Source organism: Nakamurella alba, assembly GCF_009707545.1.
Taxonomy (GTDB): Bacteria; Actinomycetota; Actinomycetes; order Mycobacteriales; family Nakamurellaceae; genus Nakamurella; species Nakamurella alba.
On record NZ_WLYK01000001.1, the window covers coordinates 1665784 to 1686775 of the forward strand.

17 protein-coding genes are annotated in these 20992 nt (G+C 71.3%); 10 read left to right on the forward strand and 7 right to left on the reverse strand.

The genetic code is table 11. From position 1 onward, the window contains the following. Positions 1-90: 90 nt before the first annotated feature. From GIS00_RS07525 to GIS00_RS07550, 6 genes are all read right to left on the reverse strand, one after another. A complete protein-coding gene (locus tag GIS00_RS07525) occupies positions 91-486 on the reverse strand; it encodes a VOC family protein (RefSeq protein WP_154767565.1) in 396 nt (131 codons plus the stop codon). 305 nt (positions 487-791) lie between these two features. Further along, entirely contained in the window at positions 792-1367 is a 576-nt protein-coding gene (locus tag GIS00_RS07530; protein ID WP_322097659.1) for a TetR/AcrR family transcriptional regulator, read from the reverse strand. Between the two features lie 91 nt (positions 1368-1458). Further along, on the reverse strand, positions 1459-4323 hold the full coding sequence (gene acnA, locus GIS00_RS07535; RefSeq protein WP_322097660.1) for an aconitate hydratase AcnA: 2865 nt from the start codon (positions 4321-4323) through the stop codon (positions 1459-1461). 455 nt (positions 4324-4778) lie between these two features. After that, a complete protein-coding gene (locus tag GIS00_RS07540; protein ID WP_154767566.1) occupies positions 4779-5555 on the reverse strand; it encodes an SDR family NAD(P)-dependent oxidoreductase in 777 nt (258 codons plus the stop codon). Between the two features lie 165 nt (positions 5556-5720). Continuing rightward, positions 5721-7310: a hypothetical protein gene (locus tag GIS00_RS26840; RefSeq protein ID WP_196073155.1), complete on the reverse strand. Its 1590-nt coding sequence runs from the start codon at positions 7308-7310 to the stop codon at positions 5721-5723. 202 nt (positions 7311-7512) lie between these two features. Beyond that, positions 7513-8058 carry a hypothetical protein gene (locus tag GIS00_RS07550; protein ID WP_154767567.1) on the reverse strand — a complete coding sequence of 182 codons (546 nt, stop codon included), beginning with the start codon at positions 8056-8058 and terminating at the stop codon, positions 7513-7515. 231 nt (positions 8059-8289) lie between these two features. On the opposite strand from GIS00_RS07550, the gene GIS00_RS07555 reads away from it, so the two are divergent. From GIS00_RS07555 to fabI, 7 genes are all read left to right on the forward strand, one after another. Further along, entirely contained in the window at positions 8290-10386 is a 2097-nt protein-coding gene (locus GIS00_RS07555; RefSeq protein ID WP_154767568.1) for an excalibur calcium-binding domain-containing protein, read from the forward strand. 17 nt (positions 10387-10403) lie between these two features. Beyond that, on the forward strand, positions 10404-11144 hold the full coding sequence (gene mobA, locus GIS00_RS07560) for a molybdenum cofactor guanylyltransferase (protein ID WP_196073156.1): 741 nt from the start codon (positions 10404-10406) through the stop codon (positions 11142-11144). Positions 11145-11414: 270 nt separating this feature from the next. Further along, positions 11415-12452: an AAA family ATPase gene (locus GIS00_RS07565; protein ID WP_407666802.1), complete on the forward strand. Its 1038-nt coding sequence runs from the start codon at positions 11415-11417 to the stop codon at positions 12450-12452. Next, positions 12452-13753 carry a DUF58 domain-containing protein gene (locus GIS00_RS27385; protein ID WP_230312920.1) on the forward strand — a complete coding sequence of 434 codons (1302 nt, stop codon included), beginning with the start codon at positions 12452-12454 and terminating at the stop codon, positions 13751-13753. Before GIS00_RS07565 ends, GIS00_RS27385 begins: the two co-directional genes overlap by 1 nt. After that, on the forward strand, positions 13750-14712 hold the full coding sequence (locus GIS00_RS07580; protein ID WP_154767570.1) for a VWA domain-containing protein: 963 nt from the start codon (positions 13750-13752) through the stop codon (positions 14710-14712). Before GIS00_RS27385 ends, GIS00_RS07580 begins: the two co-directional genes overlap by 4 nt. A 169-nt stretch (positions 14713-14881) precedes the next feature. Beyond that, positions 14882-15586 carry a beta-ketoacyl-ACP reductase gene (locus GIS00_RS07585; protein WP_322097728.1) on the forward strand — a complete coding sequence of 235 codons (705 nt, stop codon included), beginning with the start codon at positions 14882-14884 and terminating at the stop codon, positions 15584-15586. A 103-nt stretch (positions 15587-15689) separates the two neighbouring features. After that, positions 15690-16496 carry an enoyl-ACP reductase FabI gene (fabI, locus tag GIS00_RS07590; protein WP_154767572.1) on the forward strand — a complete coding sequence of 269 codons (807 nt, stop codon included), beginning with the start codon at positions 15690-15692 and terminating at the stop codon, positions 16494-16496. A gap of 197 nt (positions 16497-16693) precedes the next feature. Here the strand turns inward: fabI and GIS00_RS07595 are convergent, their stop codons facing one another. Then, complete coding sequence (locus GIS00_RS07595) at positions 16694-17509, reverse strand: hypothetical protein (protein WP_154767573.1); 816 nt, start codon at positions 17507-17509, stop codon at positions 16694-16696. A 62-nt stretch (positions 17510-17571) separates the two neighbouring features. On the opposite strand from GIS00_RS07595, the gene GIS00_RS07600 reads away from it, so the two are divergent. The 3 genes from GIS00_RS07600 (at position 17572) to GIS00_RS07610 (ending at position 20862) form a co-directional block, all read left to right on the forward strand. Continuing rightward, a complete protein-coding gene (locus GIS00_RS07600; protein WP_322097662.1) occupies positions 17572-18399 on the forward strand; it encodes a DUF3097 family protein in 828 nt (275 codons plus the stop codon). Between the two features lie 604 nt (positions 18400-19003). After that, positions 19004-19432 (forward strand): NfeD family protein, encoded by a 429-nt coding sequence (locus tag GIS00_RS07605; RefSeq protein WP_154767574.1) that lies wholly within the window; start codon positions 19004-19006, stop codon positions 19430-19432. 53 nt (positions 19433-19485) lie between these two features. Next, positions 19486-20862, forward strand: a complete 1377-nt coding sequence (locus GIS00_RS07610; protein ID WP_322097663.1) for an SPFH domain-containing protein — start codon at positions 19486-19488, stop codon at positions 20860-20862. Positions 20863-20992 lie beyond the last annotated feature (130 nt).

Genomic DNA, 20992 nt, shown 5'->3' on the forward strand with positions numbered 1-20992 from the left:
CGGTGGTGCAGGAGTCGCCGAGTTCGTCCCTGCAAGTCGCCACCGTCGGAGGACAGCACCGCCCGGCGCGGCACCTGGCGGCGCTGCGACTCACGGCGGGCCGGCGGCCGCCTCGGCATCGGAGCGCAGCACGCAGAACTCGTTGCCCTCAGGGTCGGCGAAGGTCACCCAGCCCGACCCGTCCGGTCGCCGACGGTCGGCAAGTTCGGTGGCGCCCGCGGACCGGAGACGCTCCACTTCCTGCTCGCGCCCGCCGTCGATCGGTCGGAGGTCCAGGTGCAGACGGTTCTTGCCGGACTTGGTGTCCGGCGTCTCGATGAACAGCATCCGATGCCCGGTCACCGGATCGACGATCATGCACTCCTCGTCGCCGGGTTCGTTGGGATCACCAGGCACGTCCGTGTAGCCGAGCAGGGCCTTCCACCACTCGGAGAGCGCGTAGGCGTTGTGGCTGTCGATCGTCAGGTGCGAGACGCGGCAGGTCATGTGCACATCCTGACCGGTCACCGGCCGGCGCGCACCCGCCTTTCGTGCGGCTCGCAATGATCAACTCTGCGGGAATGGGACCGGTGAGGCAGGAGTCGACGAGTTCGCCCCTGCTGGCCGAGATGATCCATGCGAGTCACAGTTCCACGGCAGCACGCCGAGCGCGGCCGGAGGCGTTCGGGTCCGCCGCGACCGAGGCCCGGCATCGTCACCGCGCGTGCGAAAGTGGCGACACGCGACCCACCAGTCCCAACGGCGACAACTTCCTACGCGTCGACGAAGAAGATCCTCGCGCCGGCGTTCGGTCAGGGGGTGACGGCGGAGCGGTCGCGGACGGCGCCCTCGACCACGTCGAGCACGGCGTCGAGCCGGGAGGCGTCGCCGCCCTCGCCGAGGTGGGCCACCAGGCCCTCCATCACCAGCTCCAGATACGAGGCCAGCACGTCGATGTCGACGTCCTCGCGGAGCACCCCCGCGGCACGCTGACGCCGCAGTCGGTCCCGGGTGGCCTCGCGCAGCTGCGCGGTGGTGGCCGCGAGCGCCTCGCGGAACACCGGGTCGGTCCGCGACCGCCGGGACACCTCGAGCTGGGTGCCGAGCCGGCCGGTGTCGGGGGAGTGCACGAGCTCGCGCATCACCCGCACCAGGCCCTCGCGCTCGACGGTGCGGGCCATCTCCGCCGCGTCCTGCCCGGCGAGAGCCAGGAACAGGGCGTCCTTGTCGGCGAAGTGGTGGAAGATCGCGCCACGGGAGAGGCCGATCTCCTCCTCCAACAGGCGCACCGTGGCGCCCTCGTAACCGTGGCGCGCGAAGGCCGCCCGGGCACCGTCCAGGATCTGCCGGCGCCGGGCCTGCAGGTGGTCCGGGCTCACCCGTGGCACGCCCTCGCCCTCCTTCCGGATCCGTTCCCCTGCAACGGGACCACCCTGCGCGGCGACGGGATCGCCGTCCGCGCAGGGCGTTCCGCGGATGTCAGGAGGACTGGCGCAGCAGGCTGCGCAGCACGTACTGCATGATGCCGCCGTTGCGGTAGTAGTCGGCCTCGCCGGGGGTGTCGATGCGGACCACGGCGTCGAACTCCGTGACCTCGCCCGACGGCTTGGTCGCGACGACCTTGAGCGTGCGCGGCGTGGTGCCCTCGTTCAGCTCGGTGATGCCGCTGATGTCGAAGGTCTCCGTGCCGTCCAGCTTCAACGACTTCGCCGTCTCGCCCGCCGGGAACTGCAGCGGGACCACGCCCATGCCGATCAGGTTCGACCGGTGGATGCGCTCGAACGACTCGGTGATGACCGCCTTCACGCCCAGCAGGGCCGTGCCCTTGGCCGCCCAGTCACGCGACGAACCGGAGCCGTACTCCTTGCCGCCCAGGATGACCAGCGGGATGCCGGCGGCCTGGTAGTTCTGGCTGGCGTCGTAGATGAACGCCTGCGGGCCGCCCTCGACGGTGAAGTCGCGGGTGTAGCCGCCCTGCACGCCGTTCTCGGTGATGGCGTCCAGCAGCTGGTTGCGCAGCCGGATGTTCGCGAACGTGCCGCGGATCATCACCTCGTGGTTGCCGCGGCGGGAGCCGTAGGAGTTGAAGTCCTTGCGCTCGATGCCGTGCTCGGTGAGGTACTTCCCGGCCGGGGTGTCGGCCTTGATGGCACCGGCCGGCGAGATGTGGTCGGTGGTCACCGAATCACCCAGCAGCGCAAGCACCTTCGCGCCGGCGATGTCGGTCACCGGGGCCGGCTCCTGCGGCATGCCCTCGAAGTACGGGGGCTTGCGGACGTAGGTCGAGTCGGCGTCCCACTCGAAGGTCTTGCCGGTCGGCGTCGGCAGCGACTTCCAGCGCTCGCCGCCGTCGAAGACGTCCGCGTAGTCCTTCGAGAACATCTCCTGGGTGATCGCGAACCCGATGGTGTCCTCGATCTCCTGCGGGGTCGGCCAGATGTCCTTGAGGAACACCTCGGTGCCGTCCTCGGAGGTGCCGAGCGGCTGGGTCTCGAAGTCGAAGTCCATGGTGCCGGCCAGGGCGTAGGCGATGACCAGCGGAGGGGACGCCAGGTAGTTCATCTTCACGTCCGGGTTGATCCGGCCTTCGAAGTTGCGGTTGCCCGACAGCACCGACACGACGGTCAGGTCGGCCTCGTTCACGGCGGCCGAGATCTCCTCCGGCAGCGGGCCGGAGTTGCCGATGCACGTGGTGCATCCGTAGCCGACCAGGTGGTAGCCGAGCTTCTCGAGATACGGCCACAGGCCGGCCTTCTCGTAGTAGTCGGTGACCACCTGCGATCCCGGCGCCATGGTGGTCTTCACCCACGGCTTCACCGACAGACCCTTGTTGACGGCGTTGCGGGCGAGCAGTGCCGCACCGAGCATCACCGACGGGTTGGAGGTGTTGGTGCACGATGTGATCGAGGCGATCACCACGGCGCCGTGGTCCAGCTCGAAGTCGCCGCGCTCGGCGGAGTTGACCTTGGTCGGCTTCGTCGGCCGGCCGGACGAGCCGTTGGCGGCGGAGACCAGGACCGGGGCCGCGTCCTCGTCGGCGAACGCCTGGGTGGCGGCCGGGGACACCGGATCGGAGGCGGGGAAGGACTCCTCGACGGCCTCGTCCAGTGCGGTGTGCGGAGCCGACTGCTCGAGGGTCACATAGTCGTGGATCGCCTTGCGGAACGCCGACTTCGCGTCCGACAGCTCGATCCGGTCCTGCGGCCGCTTCGGGCCGGCGATGGAAGGCACGACCGTCGACAGGTCCAGCTCCAGGTACTCGGAGAAGGCCGGCTCGTGCGACGGGTCGTGCCAGAGACCCTGTGCCTTGGCGTAGGTCTCGACCAGGGCAACCTGCTCGGCCGGGCGGCCGGTCAGCTCCAGGTAGTGGATGGTCTCGTCGTCGATCGGGAAGATCGCGGCGGTGGACCCGAACTCCGGGCTCATGTTGCCGATGGTGGCGCGGTTGGCCAGCGGGACGGCACCGACACCCTCGCCGTAGAACTCGACGAACTTGCCGACAACACCGTGCTTGCGCAGCATCTCGGTGATGGTCAGTACGACGTCGGTGGCGGTGACGCCGGTCGGGATCTGGCCGTTCAGCTTGAAGCCGACCACCCGCGGGATCAGCATGGAGACCGGCTGGCCGAGCATCGCGGCCTCGGCCTCGATGCCGCCGACGCCCCAACCCAGCACGCCGATGCCGTTGACCATGGTGGTGTGCGAGTCGGTGCCGACGCAGCTGTCCGGGTAGGCCTGGCCGCCGCGGGACATCACGACGCGTGCCAGGTGCTCGATGTTGACCTGGTGGACGATGCCGGTGCCCGGCGGGACGACCTTGAACTCGTCGAACGCGGTCTGGCCCCAGCGCAGGAACTGGTAGCGCTCGCGGTTGCGCTCGTACTCGAGCTCCACGTTGCGCTCGAAGGCGTCGGCGCGGCCGAAGACGTCGGCGATCACCGAGTGGTCGATGACCATCTCGGCGGGGGCGAGCGGGTTGATCCGGTCCGGGTCGCCGCCCAGGTCGGCCATCGCCTCACGCATGGTGGCCAGGTCGACGACGCACGGGACACCGGTGAAGTCCTGCATGATCACCCGGGCCGGGGTGAACTGGATCTCGGTGTCCGGCTCGGCGGACGGGTCCCAGTTGGCCAGGGCGAGGATGTGGTCGCGGGTGATGTTCGCGCCGTCCTCGGTGCGCAGGAGGTTCTCCAGCAGCACCTTCAGCGAGAACGGGAGCCGGGCGGCGTTCTCCAGGCCCTCGACGTCCTTGATCGAGAAGATCTCGTAACTCTGCTCCCCGGACGCGGAGCTCACGGGGAGCGTCTTCTTCGCGGCGAAGCTGTCCTGACTTGCGGCTGGCACGGCGTCTCTCCTTGTGCGACAGGGCGTTTCCGGATCCCTGCGGCGGCGCGGACCCGGCGGTACCGGCGGTCGCGCTGCCGCGGGGGAGCACCCCGGGCACCTGCGACCGCAACGCCCTAAACAGTACGCGCGTCCTGCTATAGCGGCAACACCGGGCTGAACATGGCGAGCTGGCGCTCGCGGGTCGCTCGATCTCGGAGGGATCGCGCGTTCTGCGCTTCTCGCCTCCGTTCGTGCCTCTCTCCGGCTGCGATGCTCGACCGCACGATCCCGATCGAGCGACCGAACATGGCGAGCCGGCGCCCCGGGTCCGTCGACCTGCGCCCTGCGTAGCCGCGAGGATCTTCATCGTCGACGCGCACGAAGTTGTCGCGAATGGGACCGGTGGGACAGAAGTCGCCATCTTCGTACGCGCAGCGGGGCGTCAGCAGCTGCCGAAACGACGAGCCCTTCGCTCAGAGCGCCTCGGGGTCCAACCCGAGCGCCGCCCGCCCGCCGTCCACCGGGATCACCGCGCCGCTGACGAATCCGGCGGCGGGGGAGAGCAGGAAGGCGACGAGGTCGGCGACCTCTGTGGTGGTGCCGATCCGGCCCAGCGGGTGCAGCCGGGCGATGTCCGCGTCCACCCGGGACGCGCCGGCCGGTCCGAGCCGCTCGAGAAGCTCGTCGTGCCGCGTCGTGCGGATCGAGCCCGGGGCGACGGCGTTGACCCGGATGCCGTTCGGGCCGTGATCGACGGCGGCGGCCCGGGTCAGCCCTTCGATCGCGGCCTTCGCCGTGGCGTAGGCGGCAGCCCCGCGGACCGCGCGCTGCGCCTGATGGGAGGACAGGTTGACGATGGATCCGGCGGTGCCGGCGGAGGTGAAGGCGCGGACCGCGGCGCGGGTGCCGGCGATCACCGGGAGCAGGTTGGTCAGCACGGCATCGCCGAATGCTGCGGACCCGTCGAGCAGGTCGACGTCGCGGAACACCGCGGCATTGTTCACCCACCCGGTCAGCGGTCCGACTGCGACGGCCTCGCCGACGGCCCGCTCGAGCACCTCGTCGTCCGCGGCCGAGCCCCCGACCACCCGGATTCGCGGGTCCCCGATCGCCCACGATGCGGCGGCGCCGTCGAACTCGACGATCACCACGGCAGCGTGGTCGACGGCGAGCCGCTCGGCGATCGCCCGTCCGATCCCGCGACCCCCGCCGGTGACCACGGCCGTCCCGTCGGAGTGCTGCTCCGTCATGCGACCAGCATGCCCGCGCGTAGGAAGTTGTCGCGAATGGGACCAGAGGGGCGGGAGTCGCCATTTTCATGCGCGTCGACGATGAAGATCCTCGCGCCTACAGGGGGGAAGAGCGGAGGGCCCCGGACCTGACGAGCAGGTCCGGGGCCCGGGAACAACGAGGGGTCAGCGACCGCCGAGGGAGATCAGGTAGTCGACGTCGGCCGGCTGCAGGCCCTTGAGCAGCGAGGTGAAGATGTTGAGGTAGCTGCGCACGGGGCTGACGTACCACTTGCCGCCGTTCTCGGTCATCACCACACCGAGTCCGATGACCTGCTGGAACTCGCGCTTGATGATGTCCACCAGCTGCGGGTCGGCGGCCATCTGCGAGCCGCCCATCATGTTGCGGATCAGCGCCTCGACCGAGTTCTGGTCGATGGTCTGCGTCTGCCCGTTGGCCGTGATGGTCAGCGTGGCCGCGGCCGGATCACGGGTGATCTGCACGGTCTCGCCCTCGTAGGTCACGGTCAGCGCCTTCAGCGAGACGATCTTGCCGCCGGTGGTGTCGTCCACCTGCCACTGCGCGTCGGAGAACGAGACACCGGTGTCCTGCGGGCCCGGGTAGTCGGCGCTCTGCAGCAGCAGCTTGCCGTAGTCGTGCATGACGCTCATCTCGGTCGGGTCCAGCAGACCGATGACCTGCTCCATGTCCGCCTTTGCACCCGCGGCGAGCAGGGCGTTCATCGCGGACTCCGGGCTGTCCGAGCCGATCGCCGCGATCGCGTCCTGGCTGGTCGGGTTCGGCAGGCCCTCGGACTGCGCCCAGTTGTCGGCCAGCGAGTAGAACAGGCTCGGGTACCACTTGCCGTCACGCTGGACCGCGGCGATCCGGAACGGCTCGCGCCCGGCCGCGATCTCCTCGGCGATGTTCACCGAGTCGGACTCCGGCTGCGCGTCGGACCACGTGGTCCCCATGGCGGCCTTGATCTTGTCGGTCAGCGGGATCTTGGTCGGGTCCGAGGTGTAGCTGATGGTGCCGCCGGTGACCTCGACGACCGACAGGTGGTCGTTGATCTGCTGCGGGGTGCCGTAGGTCAGGCCCTCGACGGTGATCGTGGTGCCGGTGGCGTTCTCCGGCGTCGCCTCGTTCGTGAAGATCTCGAGGCGCTTGAGCTCGGTGAGCACGTCACCGGTCATGTCGGCGAACAGCGCCGACTCGACCGGGTCGAGCTGGTCGGCGATGCCGATCGGGTCCTTCGAGTTGACCGACACGAGCATCGCGTTGACCGCGTCCTGCGGGGATTCCTGCCCACCGGCGGCCTGGGTGTCGCGGATCGCGAAGAACCACACGCCGAACCCGGCGAGCAGCGCAACGACCACGGCGACCGCGGTGACGATGATCGGGGTGCGCGACTTCTTCGGCGGTTCCGGCGCCGGCCCGCCGAACCCGGCGCCCGGGGCGCCCTGTCCGTAGCCCTGCTGCGGCTGTCCGTAGCCCTGGCCGGGCTGCTGGCCGTAACCGCCCGCGCCCTGCTGGCCGTATCCGCTCGGGCCCTGCTGGCCGTATCCGCCCGCGCCCTGCTGCGGCTGGCCGTACTGGCCGGGGCCCTGCTGGCCGTAGCCGGGCTGCTGCCCGTACTGCCCGCCGCCCTGCTGTCCGTATCCGCCGGAGCCCTGTTGGCCGTACTGCCCCGGCCCCTGCTGCCCGTACCCGCCGGGGCCCTGGGGCTGCCCGGGCGTGCCGCCGTACGGCGGCTGTCCGTAGTGGTCGCTCATCTGGTCAGGATCCCTTCGTCGGCTGCGGCACCGGGAACGAACAACGGCACCGGAGGTTCGACGCACAGCGAACTCCTACGGTTCCGACGGTCCGCACCGAATTTCCGGGCGGTCCGTCGGACAGGATTCGCGGTGGGCGTCGCGCCCTCCGGAGGCCGGCCCCGTGGAGCCGACACCCTCTAGTCCCCGGACGGACAGAACATCACGCGCCGGGCGGTACCGCGGGCATTCCGGGGATCGTGGGCGGATCGAGTGCATCCCGGGACCTGCCCGTGACCCGCCGCACGGTCAGCAGCACCACGCCGCCGAGCACCAGCAGCAGGCCGCCGACCGCCAACACCACCGGTCCGGTGCGGACCAGTCCGATACCGGCCACCGCCCGGTCGCCGCCCATCACCTGGACGGTGACCGACAACGCGATGGTGATCGCGCCCAGCACCACCGACATCGCGCCGGCCGACCGCCAGAGCCGCAGCAGTGCCAGCACCACTGGCACGGCGCAGAGCGGCCCGATCAGTGGCCAGACCGACAGCAGCCAGGACACCAATCCGTCGGGGAACAGCAGCCGGGACGCGACGCCGGACAGCTCGAAGCTGTTGCGGTCCACCGAGCCGGACCGGACCCAGGGCAGGAAGGCCCCCAGGACGGTGCCGACGACACCTGATCCGGCGAGGGCCGTACCGGTGACGACCCGGGCCCGCCGGCGCCGGAGACCGTCACTCGTTTCCCGAAAGGGGGAGGGTTGCATGCCCTCCAGTGTGACGAACGACAAAATGGCCTCGCTTTCGCCCGAAATGTCCGAATTGGGACTGAAGTGTTTGCCGTGACTACTGGCATGTCGGGGGACAAAAGTGGCATGGTGCTACCCAGCGTGTCGCGTTGACAACGATGTGACACCTGTGAAGCAGCCCGAACCAGCAGGAACACCTCCCGGTGGCCCTGCCTCGACCGTGGTCCCGGCCACGGGGAGGAGCCTCCTGTGTCGACCACCGGTCGCCGACGCATCGCCACCACCCTGGGGGTGATGGGCAGTGTGCTGGCATTGATGTTCTCCTCCGCCGTCGCCTACGCGGATCCGGTCAATCCCTCCGACGACGACATCGCCGGCGCCGAGGCAGGCGCCGACTCGGCTGCGGCCGAGGTCGGTCGTCTCGCCGGCCAGGTCACCAAGACCGAGGGCGACATCGAGCGGCTGCAGATCGACATGCAGCTCAAGAGCGAGCTGGTCAAGAAGGCCATCATCGACGTCGAGGTCGCCGACATGGAGGCCGACCAGGCGAAGGACGCCGCCACCGCCGCTGCGGCCGACGCCGAGAACGCCGACGACGCCATCACGGCCGCCGAGTCCGCCGCGGCCGATTTCGCCGCCGCGTCCTACCGCCAGGGCAGCGTGCTCGGCTCGGTCACCGCCTTCCTGGACGCCGGCAGCCTCACCGACGTGCTGTCCCGCGAGCAGCTGATCAGCGACATCTCCGATGCCCAGCTCGATGTCATCGGCAAGCTGAAGCAGGCCCGCACCACCAAGGTCAACCTCGACTCCGATGCCCGGCTCGCCCAGCAGCAGGCCGAGGCCGCCGCGGCTCGCGCCGTGCAGGCGAAGACCGATTCGCAGGTCGCGCAGAAGGAGGCCTCGGACGCCCTGACCGCCGGCCAGGCACAGCTCGACACCCTGCAGGTGCAGCTCAACGAGCAGCAGGCCGCGTGGGAGCAGGCGCTCAGCCAGGTCAGCGAACTCAAGGAGCAGCGCGCCACCTACGAGGCGTGGCTGGCCGCGAAGAAGGCCGAGGAGGAGCGTCAGCGCAAGGCCGCCGAGGCCGCTGCGAAGAAGGCTGCGGCCGAGAAGGCGGCCGCCGAGAAGGCCGCCGCCGAGGAGGCTGCGCGGGTCAAGGCCGCGGCCGAGAAGGCGGCGAAGGACAAGGCCGAGGCCGAGCGCAAGGCCGCCGCGGAACTCGCCGCCAAGAAGGCCGCCGAGAAGCGTGCCCTGGAGGCGAAGACCACCGCCGAGAAGAACGCGGCGATCAAGGCCGCCCAGGAGGCCCAGGCCCGGCTCGCCACGGAGCAGGCGAAGGCGAAGGCAGCCGCGGAGGCCGCCGCGCAGGTCTACTACGTCAACTGTGCCGAGGTGGAGGCGGCCGGCAAGTCGCCGCTGCGCCAGGGCCAGCCCGGCTACCGGGTCGCCCTGGACCGCAACGCCAACGGCGTCGCGTGCGAGGTGCTCGCCGACTCCACCGACTTCTGGGGCGGCTCGACCGGCTCCGGCACCGGCGGCTCCGGCGGCGTGAGCACCGGTGGCGGGACCACGCCGACGACCCCCGCAGCGCCGACGACCCCCAGCACCCCGACCGTCTACTACGCCAGCTGCGCCGAGGCGGAGATCCAGGGCAGCATCCCGATCAAGAAGGGCGAGCCGGGCTACCGGAAGGGCTTGGACCGCAACAACAACGGGATCGCCTGCGAGACGCTGTCCGACTCCTCGTCGCAGTACGGCGGCGGATCCGGCGGGTCCGGATCTGGCTCCGGCGGATCGACCGGCGGCAGCACCGCGCCGATCGGTGGCCAGGGATCCAACACCGGCTCCACCGTCGACTACGGCTCGCCGTCCTGCCGCGGCTGCACCGGCAGCACCGCGCCGGGCGCCTGGACAGCGGCCAAGGGTCAGGCCGCCGTGGCCGCGGCGCTGAGCTGGGTGGGCACCCCGTACTCGTGGGGCGGCGGCAACACCAAGGGCCCGACCACCGGCATCTGCGGTGGCGGCAACGCCTGGAACGACTGCAACATCGTCGGCTTCGACTGCTCGGGCCTGACCAGCTACGCCTGGGCCCAGGTCGGTATCTCGATCCCGGCGTACTCGGTCTACCAGTACCCGCTCGGCCAGCACCCGTCGCAGAGCAACCTGATGCCCGGCGACCTGCTGTTCTACGCCCGCAACACCAACGACCCGAGCAGCATCTACCACGTGGCGATGTACATCGGGAACAACGAGATGGTCGAGGCCCCGTACTCCGGTGCCTACGTCCAGCGGGTGCCGGCGAAGATCAACAGCAACCTCATCGGCTTCACCCGCCCGGGCACCTGATCCCCGGCGGCCCGACCGTGACCGGCCCCGACGTCGCCCTCGTGGTGGCGGGCGGGGCCGGTCGTCGTCTGGGTGGGGTGGACAAGCCGGCGCTGGTCGTCCCCGGCAGCGTCCCTTCGTCGTTGCCGACCCGGTCCGGCGGTACGGCGCGCACGGAGGATGACGGACCGGCCACGGACACCAGGAGCACGACCGGAGGCCACGGGGGACGGACCCTGCTGGACATCGCGCTGGCCGCGGTCGCCGGTGCCCGGATCGTGGTGATCGGGCCGCACCGCGATCTCGCGCCGACCATCCGCCAGGTGCGGGAGGATCCGCCCGGCTCCGGCCCGGCGGCGGCGGTGGCCGCGGGGGTCCGCGCGGTCCCCGACGCCCCTGACGATGCGGTGGTGGCGCTGCTGGCAGCGGATCTGCCCGGTGTCTCCGCGGTGGTGGTCGGGCGGCTCTGCGACCGGCTGCGGGCCGGTGCCGGGTCGGGAGTGGTGGCCGTTGATCCGTCCGGCCGGGACCAGTTGCTGCTGTCGGCCTTCCGGCTCGGTGCGCTGCGGCGGGCACTCGACGCCCGGCCGGGCTGGGCCGACGCCCCGCTCCGCGCGCTGTTGGAGCCGAGGGTGACCGACCGGGTGGCGATGGATGCAGCGAGCACCGCCGACCTCGACACCCCGGAGGACCTGGCCGCACTCGACCCGCACGCCACGCGCGTGGATCCGCGGGCGGACGAGTTCACCGACACGGACCCGACGACGCGACGACCATGATGGGATGAGATCCGGCGGACGGGGGCCGGGACGGTCCCGTCGGACGCCGGGACCGGTACAACCGAAGGCGGACCTCCGCGGCGGGCGAACCAGTACCGGGCAAGCAGGAAGCACGACGCCGTGGAGAAGTTCGACGCGGCACCAGCAGGACCAGCACACGAGCAGTCGGGGCGCCGAGCAGGTGCACATGAGCGCGAGGAGTACGCGGTGACCACAGACGTGGCCGGGAACGACCGACCGGGACCGGGACAGTCGGGCCAGGTGCCCTCGGTGGCTCCGGTCGGCCCCCACGGCTCGGGCGGCCCCGCCGACCGCCCCGGTCCCGCCCGCGATGCCGCGCTGCTGGAACGCACCGTCTTCGAGGTGAAGCGGGTCATCGTCGGCCAGGACCGGCTCGTGGAGCGGATGCTGGTCGGCCTGCTCGCCAAGGGCCACCTGCTGATCGAGGGTGTGCCGGGCGTGGCGAAGACCCTTGCGGTGGAGACCTTCTCGCGGGTGGTCGGCGGCACGTTCAACCGCATCCAGTTCACCCCGGACCTGGTGCCGGCCGACCTGCTCGGCACCCGCATCTACCGGGCCGGCCGCGAGGAGTTCGACACCGAGCTCGGGCCGGTGGTGGCCAACTTCGTGCTGACCGACGAGATCAACCGGGCCCCGGCGAAGGTGCAGTCGGCGCTGCTCGAGGTGATGGCCGAGCGGCACGTGTCGATCGGCGGCACCACCTACCCGATGCCGGAGCCGTTCCTGGTGCTGGCGACGCAGAACCCGATCGAGAACGAGGGCGTGTACCCGCTACCCGAGGCGCAGCGCGACCGGTTCCTGTTCAAGCTGATGGTCAGCTACCCGGAGCCGGAGGAGGAGCGCGAGATCATCTACCGGATGGGTGTGACCCCGCCGGTGGCGCAGCAGGTGCTGCCGATCACCGAGCTGGCCCGCCTGCAGTCGGTGGCCGCCAACGTCTTCGTGCACCACGCCCTGGTCGACTACGTCGTCCGGCTGGTCTACGCGACGCGGCGCCCGGCCGAGCACGGTCTGCAGGACGTCGCCTCCTGGCTCTCCTACGGTGCCTCGCCGCGAGCATCGCTTGGGATCATCGCCGCTTCCCGAGCGCTGGCGCTGGTCCGTGGCCGCGACTTCGTGGTGCCGCAGGACGTCATCGACGTCGCGCCCGATGTGCTGCGGCACCGGCTGGTGCTGTCCTACGACGCCCTGGCCGACGGTGTCCCGGTCGAGGAGATCCTGACCCGGCTGCTCCGCGCCATCCCGCTGCCGCACGTGAGCCCCTACCTGCACGGTGGCGCCGCCTGATGCGTCCGGCCGGCACCGGCGGCGACCGGAGGAAGGGCAGCGGGTCCGGCGGTGGACGCCCGCCGCTGGACGCCGCGGGCATCACCCCGGGCAGCGGTCCGGGCGGGTCGGCGGTCTCCCCGCTGGCCCCGTCGACCGCAGACCCGGCGCGGCTCGACGCCGCACTGGCGACACTGGAGATCACCGTCCGGCGGAGGCTCGACGGCCTGCTGCAGGGCAACCACCTCGGCCTGGTGCCCGGGCCGGGGTCGGAGCCGGGGGACGCCCGGCCCTACTACCCGGGCGACGACGTGCGGCGGATGGACTGGTCCGTCACCGCCCGCACCACCGAGGCGCACATCCGACAGACCGTCGCGGACCGGGAACTCGAGACCTGGATCGTCGCCGATCTCTCCGGATCCCTCGACTTCGGTACCGCCGGCTGCGAGAAGCGGGACCTGGTGGTCGCCGCGGCGGCGGCGATCGGCCATCTCACCCGCGGTGGCGGCAACCGCCTCGGCGCGATCATCGCCACCGGCGACGGCACCACCCGGGTGCCGGCCCGCGGCGGCGCCGCGCACCTGCAGGCGCTACTGCGCACTCTCGCTTCGACTCCGCGGTCCGAGGTGGGGTCGCGCGGGGACCTGCAGGGTGCGATCGAACAGCTCCGCCGCCCGCCCCGGCGCCGGGGATTGGCGGTGGTCATCTCGGATTTTCTGGGGGAGATGGAGCCGAGTGAGCATCGCAGGTCGGAGCGAGGGACGAGCGGAGAGCGAGGAGCGGAGCGAGGCGGGAATCGACCATTCGGCGGGGAGATGGAGCCGAGTGAGCATCGCAGGTCGGAGCGAGGGACGAGCGGAGACCGAGGAGCGGAGCGAGGCGGGAATCGACCGTTCAGCGCCGAGGCCGAAGATGGCAAGCCGACCTGGGAGCGGTCGCTCCGTGCCCTGTCCGGACGCCACGACCTGCTCGCGGTCGAGGTGCTGGACCCACGGGACGTCGAACTGCCGGCCGTCGGCACGGTCACCCTGGTGGATCCGGAGTCCGGTCGTACCAAGGAGGTGCAGACCACCGGCGCGCTCCGTGCGTCGTTCGCGGAGGCCGCATCGGCGCACCGGGAGCAGGTCGCCGCTGCGCTGCGTCGCGCCGGCGCGGCCCAGTTGACGCTGCGGACCGACCGGGACTGGGTCGCGGACGTGCTGCGGTTCGTGCTCTCCCGCAAACGCGGCTGGTCCGGCAACGGCACCAGCGGATCGGGCGGCAACGGACCCGGCCGTGGGGACCGGCAGCGGCCCGCAGCGGTGCCCGGGGGTACGCGATGAGGTTCGCCCACCCCGCCTGGTTCCTGCTCGGGATCGCGCTGCTGGCCGTGCTGGTCGGCTACCTGCTCGCGCTGCGCCGGGCCCGCCGGTACACGCTGCGGTTCGCCAACCTCGAACTCCTGGAGAAGGTGGCCCCGAAACGGCCGGGTCTGGCCCGGCACATCCCGGTGGCCGGCCTGATGGTCGGCCTGATCCTGCTGACGGTGGCGCTGTCCGGGCCGACCGACGAGGTCAAGGTCCCGCGGAACCGGGCCACCGTGATGCTGGCGATCGACGTCTCGCTCTCGATGGAGGCGACGGACGTCGCACCGAACCGGTTGGACGCGGCGAAGTCGGCGGCCGAGCAGTTCGTGCAGGACCTGACGCCCGGGGTCAATCTGGGACTGGTGTCCTTCGCCGGCATCTCGACGGTGCTGGTGTCGCCGACCACCGAGCGGGCACCGGTCACCGCGGCCATCGGTGCGCTCAAGCTCGACGAGCGCACGGCCACCGGTGAGGCGGTGATCTCGTGCCTGCAGACGATCGAACTGTTCTCCCGGACCATCGCCACCGCCGACGGGTCGACCGAGGCCCCGCCGGCCCGGATCGTGCTGATGACCGACGGCAAGCGCACCGTCGGCCGGACCGAGGAGGAGGCTGCGCAGATGGCCGCCGCCGCGAAGATCCCGGTCTCGGTCATCGCCTTCGGCACCAATCACGGCACCATCACCACCGAGGGCCAGGAGATCCCGGTCCCGCTGGACACCACCGCGATGAAGCAGATCGCGCAGATCTCCGGGGGCGACTTCCACACCGCCGCCTCCGAGGAGGAGCTGAAGTCGGTCTACGCGGAGCTGGGGGAGCAGATCGGCTACGAGACCAAGGACGAGGACGTCTCCCGCCCCTGGATGATTGCCGGCACCATCCTGGTCCTGCTGGGTGCCGCCGCCGGTCTGGTGTTCGGGGCCCGGATCCCCTGACCGAGCGCACGCCGACGGCCGCTGTGCCCGCGGTATGCATCCGCTGCGAGGTGCCGCCCGGGCGCGCCGCGCGGACGGGCGTCATCTCGTGGATGCTCTAGGGTCATCCGGGGCGCACGGGCGCCCTGCCGAGCGGAACCGGAGGACCCCCAGGGTGAGCGAGCAGGCAGTGTCCAGGTCCGTGCTGGTCACCGGTGGCAACCGGGGCATCGGACTGGCCATCGCCCGTCGGCTCCAGGCGGCCGGCCACCAGGTCACCGTCACCCATCGCTCCGGCGACGCCCCCGAGGGGCTCAAGGGCGTCATCTGCGACGTCACCGACGCCGACTCGGTGGACGCCGCGTTCAAGGCCGTCGAAGCCGACCAGGGCCCGGTCGAGGTGCTGGTCAGCAACGCCGGCATCACCGACGACACGCTGCTGCTGCGGATGTCGGAGGAGTCCTTCACCAAGGTGCTGGACGCGAATCTGACCGGTGCGTACCGGGTCTCGAAGCGGGCCGCCTCCGGCATGCTGCGCAAGCGCTGGGGCCGGCTGATCTACATCTCCTCGGTCGTCGGGCTGACCGGCGGTGCCGGCCAGGTCAACTACTCCGCCTCCAAGGCCGGTCTGGTCGGCGTCGCCCGCTCCATCGCCCGTGAGCTCGGCACCCGGAACATCACCGCCAACGTCATCGCCCCGGGGTTCGTCGACACCGACATGACCCGGGCGCTCACCGACAAGCAGCGCGAGGCGATCATCGCCCAGGTGCCGGCCGGCCGCTACGGCACCGTCGACGAGATCGCCGACGTGGTCGGCTTCCTCGCCTCCGACTCCGCCGCGTACATCAACGGCGCGGTGATCCCGGTGGACGGCGGCCTGGGCATGGGCCACTGACCCGTCCGTTCGCGCCCGACCGCGCCCGACAGGACCCCGATCCCACGCCGATGTACCAGCACCCCGCGAGAAACCCGTTGCAACCCAGAGGGAGTCACCCAGCATGACCGGAATCCTGGCCGGAAAGAACCTGCTCATCACCGGTGTCATCACCGAGGCGTCGATGGCGTTCCACACCGCCCGGCTGGCGCAGGAGCAGGGCGCCACCGTCGTGCTGACCGGCTTCGGCCGGCTGTCCCTGGTGGAGCGGATCGCCAAGCGGCTGCCGCAGGAGGCGCCGGTCATCGAGCTCGACGTCACCAACACCGAGCAGCTCGACTCGCTCGCCGGCAAGGTCACCGAGTACGTGCCGCATCTCGACGGTGTGCTGCACGCCATCGGTTTCGCGCCCGGCGGGCGTGGCGCACTCGGCGGTGACTTCATGGAGACCCCGTGGGAGGACGTCGCCACCACGGTGCACGCCTCGGCGTTCTCGCTGAAGTCGCTCACCACCGCCTGCCTGCCGCTGATGTCCCGCGGCGGCTCGGTCGTCGGCCTGGACTTCGACGCCCGCCAGGCCTGGCCGTCGTACAACTGGATGGGCGTCGCCAAGGCGGCGCTGGAGTCCACCTCCCGCTACCTGGCCCGTGAGCTCGGCCCGAAGGGCATCCGGGTCAACCTGGTCTGCGCCGGGCCGGTCCGCACCATCGCCGCCAAGTCGATCCCCGGTTTCGACCGGCTCGAGGACGGCTGGAGCAAGCGCGCCCCGCTCGGCTGGGACAACACCGACCCGACCCCGGTGGCCCAGGCCGCCTGTGCGCTGCTGTCCGACTGGTTCCCGGCGACCACCGGGTCGATGGTCATGGTCGACGGTGGCTTCCACGCGCTGGGCTTCGGCGTGGAGGAGATCGCCGCGGCTCCCGAGGCCTGAGCCCGACCGACAGGCAGTGGTGTCCGGCCGGGTCGACCGGTCGGACACTGCTTGCCGGGCAAGGACCGCCGGACACCCGGTCGCACAGTGGTACCGGCCGGTGCCCGCCGGACACCGCCGGTCGCACGGTGGTACGGCCGGTGCCCGCCGGACGCCACTCGCCGGTGGCGGCTCCCCTCCGGTCGGCGAGCGCGTCGTCAGCTGATGCGACTCGGCCGGTCGTCCCCGGCCAGGGTGCGGACCGCCAGGTCCACGGCCGCGCGGCGGCCTTCGCGGACCGCGTAGGTCAGCGGTCGCAGCGCGTCGTCGACCACCGCCAACTCCCGGCTGGTGACGGCGGCCGTCTCGTGACCGGCCGCGACCGCGAGCAGCGCCTGCAGCGAGATCGCCTTCGCCAGCAGGGCCGAGGCTCGTTGCGGGGTACCCGGAGGGGTGTCGACGGCCTCCGCCAGGATCATCTCGCGCACCCGCTCCCGCACCCGGTCGCTGCCGCGGGCGATGTCGGCGGTCATCAATCGTCTGGTTGCGTCGGTCACCGCGTCGTCGATCAGCTGGTGCGCCTGCAGCAGGTCGACCGGTGGGTTGCCGCCGGTGCAGCGGTAGGCGCGCCACAGGCCGTCGACCGGCAGCAGTCCGATTCCGAGCTCCGGCAGCACCACCACCGCACCGACATCCAGTGCGGGAACGGTGATGTCGCCGCGTGGTGGGAGTCCACGCAGGTCGCCGGCGTGCGGCAGCAGCAGTTCCGGCCGGCCGCCCTTGCGCAGCAGGGGCAACAGGGCCATGGTGCCGGCGCTGGGCTCGCCCGGACCGGGGAGTCCGGTGAGTTCTGCGACCTCGGCGTTGCCGGCGCGGATCCCGGCCCGACCACCGGCGGCCTCGACCGCCTGCAGCAGGGCATCGGTGCTGACCGACGCCCGGGCGGCCGCCCACAGGGTGAGCGTGGTGGCGGCGCGGACCGGCCGGGGACCTCCCGCCGCACCGGCCGGGGACTCTGCAGGCACTGGTGACACGACCGCCACCGTACGGCACACCTCCCGGCCCGGACCGGGACCGTGTCGTACGGTCGGCCACCGTGACCGGACGAACCCTGGGCGACCCCTACGGCCGCGATGTGCTCTCCCGCGGCCCCGCGAAGAAGATCATCCGTGAGGTGCCGGCCACCGACGACGTGGTCGCGGAGGACGTCGCCACCGGGTTCTGCGGACTGGTGGTGGCCTGCACGAACAGTGCGGTCACGCTGGAGGACCGGGCCGGCCGCCGGCGGATGTTCCCGCTGGAACCGGCCCGCTTCCTGATCGACGGCGAGCCGGTCACCCTGGTCCGCCCGCAGTCGGCCCCCGCCGCCGCAGCGCTCTCCGCCTCCGGGTCCCGGACCGTGGCGGGGCTGCGGGCGCGGACCGCGCGCGCCGCCCGGATCTGGGTCGAGGGCATCCACGACGCGGCGCTGGTGGAACGGGTCTGGGGGCATGACCTGCGCGTCGAGGGCATCGTCGTCGAGCCGATCGACGGCCTGGACAACCTGCCCGACGCCGTCGCCGACTTCCGCCCGGGCGCGCAGCGCCGGCTCGGGGTGCTGGCCGACCACCTGGTCGCCGGCAGCAAGGAGTCGCGGATCGCCGCCGGGGTGGTGGCGCAGCATCCCGACCACGTGCTGGTCACCGGCCACCCCTACATCGACATCTGGCAGGCCGTCCGCCCGGAGGCCGTCGGGATCCGCGCCTGGCCGAACGTCCCGCGCGGTCAGGACTGGAAGACCGGTGTGTGCCGGGCCCTGGGCATCTCCGACACCCGCACCATGTGGGGCCGGGTCAACGGCGCTGTCAGCAGCTACAAGGACCTGGCCACCCCGCTGATCACCGCCGTCGAGACCCTCATCGACTTCGTGACCGTCACGGACTGAGCAAGCGGGACGGCGGGCAGGTCGGGAGTTGACTGTTGATGAGCCGCGTGGCGGTGCGGTAGCGGGAGGCACCACTGCCGCCCTGACCGGCGGGAGACCGGCATCGACGACGGGTTCCGGCCGGGTGGCGGTGGCTGGGTGGTCGGGTTCACTGCAGTCTTGACCGGCGGGGATGGGTGCGCTGGTGACGTTCTCGGGCCGGGTGGCGGTGGGCCGCTTCGTTCCTGGTCCGTGCAGCTACACGTCGTGTAGGTGGACGGACCAGGAAGGTGGGAAGTCCCGAACGTCCTGGTTCCCGGGCCCGTTCACCACATCGAACAGGCCGAACAACGACCGGGCGTCGGTTCGTTGGCCAACGATCCGTCTGTCGCACGGATTCGGGGCCAACGAACGGTCGTCACTCCCGGATCCGGGGACCACCGACCCTCGTCCGGGACTCCTTCCTGCACCGCCGCCCGGCCGGACGGAACCGACGGCATCACACCGTTACCCCGAACGGCGGCACGACCGACGGCATCGACCGCGCGTCACATCCTGATCACAAAGCACAGTCGCCACCTGCGCACCCCGGAACCACCCCGTTCGCGCGTGGCAGGATGGCCGCATGCCGGCATGGGTGTGGTTCAGCGGAGCAGTGCTGCTGTCCATCGCCGAGGTGCTGGGCGGGGAGTTCGTGCTGCTGATGCTCGGCGGAGCCGCGCTGGTCACAGCGGGTGTGTCGGTGTTCGTGCCGATCCTGTGGATCCAGTTGCTGGTCTTCGCGCTGACCGCGGTCGCGCTGGTGCTCGGCGCCCGGCCGCCGCTGCTCCGCCAGTTCCACCGCACCTCGCCGATCCGCACCGGTATCGAGGCCGTCATCGGCTCCAAGGCCACCGTCGTGTCCACCGTCGACGCCGACGGCGGGCAGGTGAAGATCGGCGGCGAGGTGTGGTCGGCCAAGGGGGTCGAGGGACACCGCCCGCTGCCGCCGGGTACCGGGGTGACGGTCGTCGAGGTCCGCGGCGCGACCGCCGTGGTGATCTGGGGCCCGTAGGGAACAGCAGTGCCGGGCCACGTCGGCCCGGAACACCGAAGGGACGTGCACAAGTGGATCCGGTTCTGATCGTCGCCATCGTGGTGGCCGTGCTGGTCGTCATCGTGGTGGTGCGCTCGGTCAAGGTGATCCCGCAGGCGCAGGCCGCGGTCATCGAGCGGCTCGGCCGCTTCCACAAGACGAGCGGCGCCGGCCTGGTCTGGCTGGCCCCGTTCCTGGACCGGATCCGCGCCCGCATCGACCTCCGTGAGCAGGTGGTCTCCTTCCCGCCGCAGCCGGTGATCACCGAGGACAACCTGACGGTCTCGATCGACACCGTCGTCTACTTCCAGGTGACCGATCCGCGGGCCGCGGTCTACGAGATCGCCAATTACATCGTCGCGGTGGAGCAGCTGACCACCACCACGCTGCGGAACGTCGTCGGCGGCATGACCCTCGAGCAGACGCTGACCAGCCGTGACTCGATCAACGGCCAGCTGCGTGGAGTCCTGGACGAGGCCACCGGCAAGTGGGGGATCCGGGTCGCCCGGGTCGAACTGAAGTCGATCGACCCGCCGCCGTCCATCCAGGAGGCGATGGAGAAGCAGATGCGCGCCGACCGTGACAAGCGCGCGATGATCCTCACCGCCGAGGGTCAGCGGGAGAGCTCGATCAAGACGGCCGAGGGCCAGAAGCAGGCCGCGGTGCTCTCCGCCGAGGGCGCCAAGCAGGCGTCGATCCTGCAGGCGGAGGGCGAGCGGCAGTCGCGCATCCTCAAGGCGCAGGGCGAGCGGGCCGCCCGCTACCTGCAGGCCCAGGGCCAGGCCAAGGCCATCGAGAAGGTCTTCGCCGCAGTGAAAGCCGGCCGCCCGACCCCGGAACTGCTGGCCTACCAGTACCTCCAGACGCTGCCGCAGCTGGCCCAGGGCGATGCCAACAAGGTCTGGATGATCCCGAGCGACTTCTCCAAGTCCCTCGAGGGTTTCGCCCGGATGCTCGGCGCCAAGGGCGACGACGGCGTGTTCCGCTACGAGGCACCGCCGGTCGATCCGGCCGACAGTGCCGCCCGTGCCGGTGATGTCGACGACGATGTGAAGGACTGGTTCGGCGGCACCTCCGCCGAGGAGGTGGCCCGCGCGGTCAAGCAGGCGGAGGAGGCGGCTGCGGTCAGCGTCGAGGACATGCCGGCGCCGCGGCCCAGCCTGTCCGTCCCGAAAGCCGTCGGCGCGCAGCCGGAGTCACGGCCGGCCATCGAGAACCGGCCCGAGCCGGAGCCGGCACAGAGCCGGGAGCCGCAGCCGGAGGCGCAGCCGCGGCACCAGCAGTCGTGGCAGCAGCCCCCGTCGACCGGGCCCGGTCAGTACCCGCCGCCCGGAGCTCCGGCACCGCAGGGGTTCCCGCCGCCGCCTTGGTACCAGCCGCCGGCAGATCCGGACCAGGATCGCCGGTGAGTCGGCAACGCTCCTGAACCGCATCAGCAACGGATCGGCGCCCGGTGTGGTGCGCGCCACCCGGAGCGTGCGGGTCCGAAGTCGCCGCCCGGTGCGATGATTCACCGGATCTCGACCCGATCACCGGCAG

Excerpts from the sequence above, each read along its gene's own strand:
- GIS00_RS07525 (WP_154767565.1), bottom strand. The coding sequence starts at position 486 with ATGACCTGCCGCGTCTCGCACCTGACGATCGACAGCCACAACGCCTAC.
- GIS00_RS07540 (WP_154767566.1), bottom strand. The coding sequence starts at position 5,555 with ATGACGGAGCAGCACTCCGACGGGACGGCCGTGGTCACCGGCGGGGGT.
- GIS00_RS26840 (WP_196073155.1), bottom strand. The coding sequence starts at position 7,310 with ATGAGCGACCACTACGGACAGCCGCCGTACGGCGGCACGCCCGGGCAG.
- GIS00_RS07550 (WP_154767567.1), bottom strand. The coding sequence starts at position 8,058 with ATGCAACCCTCCCCCTTTCGGGAAACGAGTGACGGTCTCCGGCGCCGG.
- GIS00_RS27385 (WP_230312920.1), top strand. The coding sequence starts at position 12,452 with ATGCGTCCGGCCGGCACCGGCGGCGACCGGAGGAAGGGCAGCGGGTCC.
- GIS00_RS07580 (WP_154767570.1), top strand. The coding sequence starts at position 13,750 with ATGAGGTTCGCCCACCCCGCCTGGTTCCTGCTCGGGATCGCGCTGCTG.
- fabI (WP_154767572.1), top strand. The coding sequence starts at position 15,690 with ATGACCGGAATCCTGGCCGGAAAGAACCTGCTCATCACCGGTGTCATC.
- GIS00_RS07605 (WP_154767574.1), top strand. The coding sequence starts at position 19,004 with ATGCCGGCATGGGTGTGGTTCAGCGGAGCAGTGCTGCTGTCCATCGCC.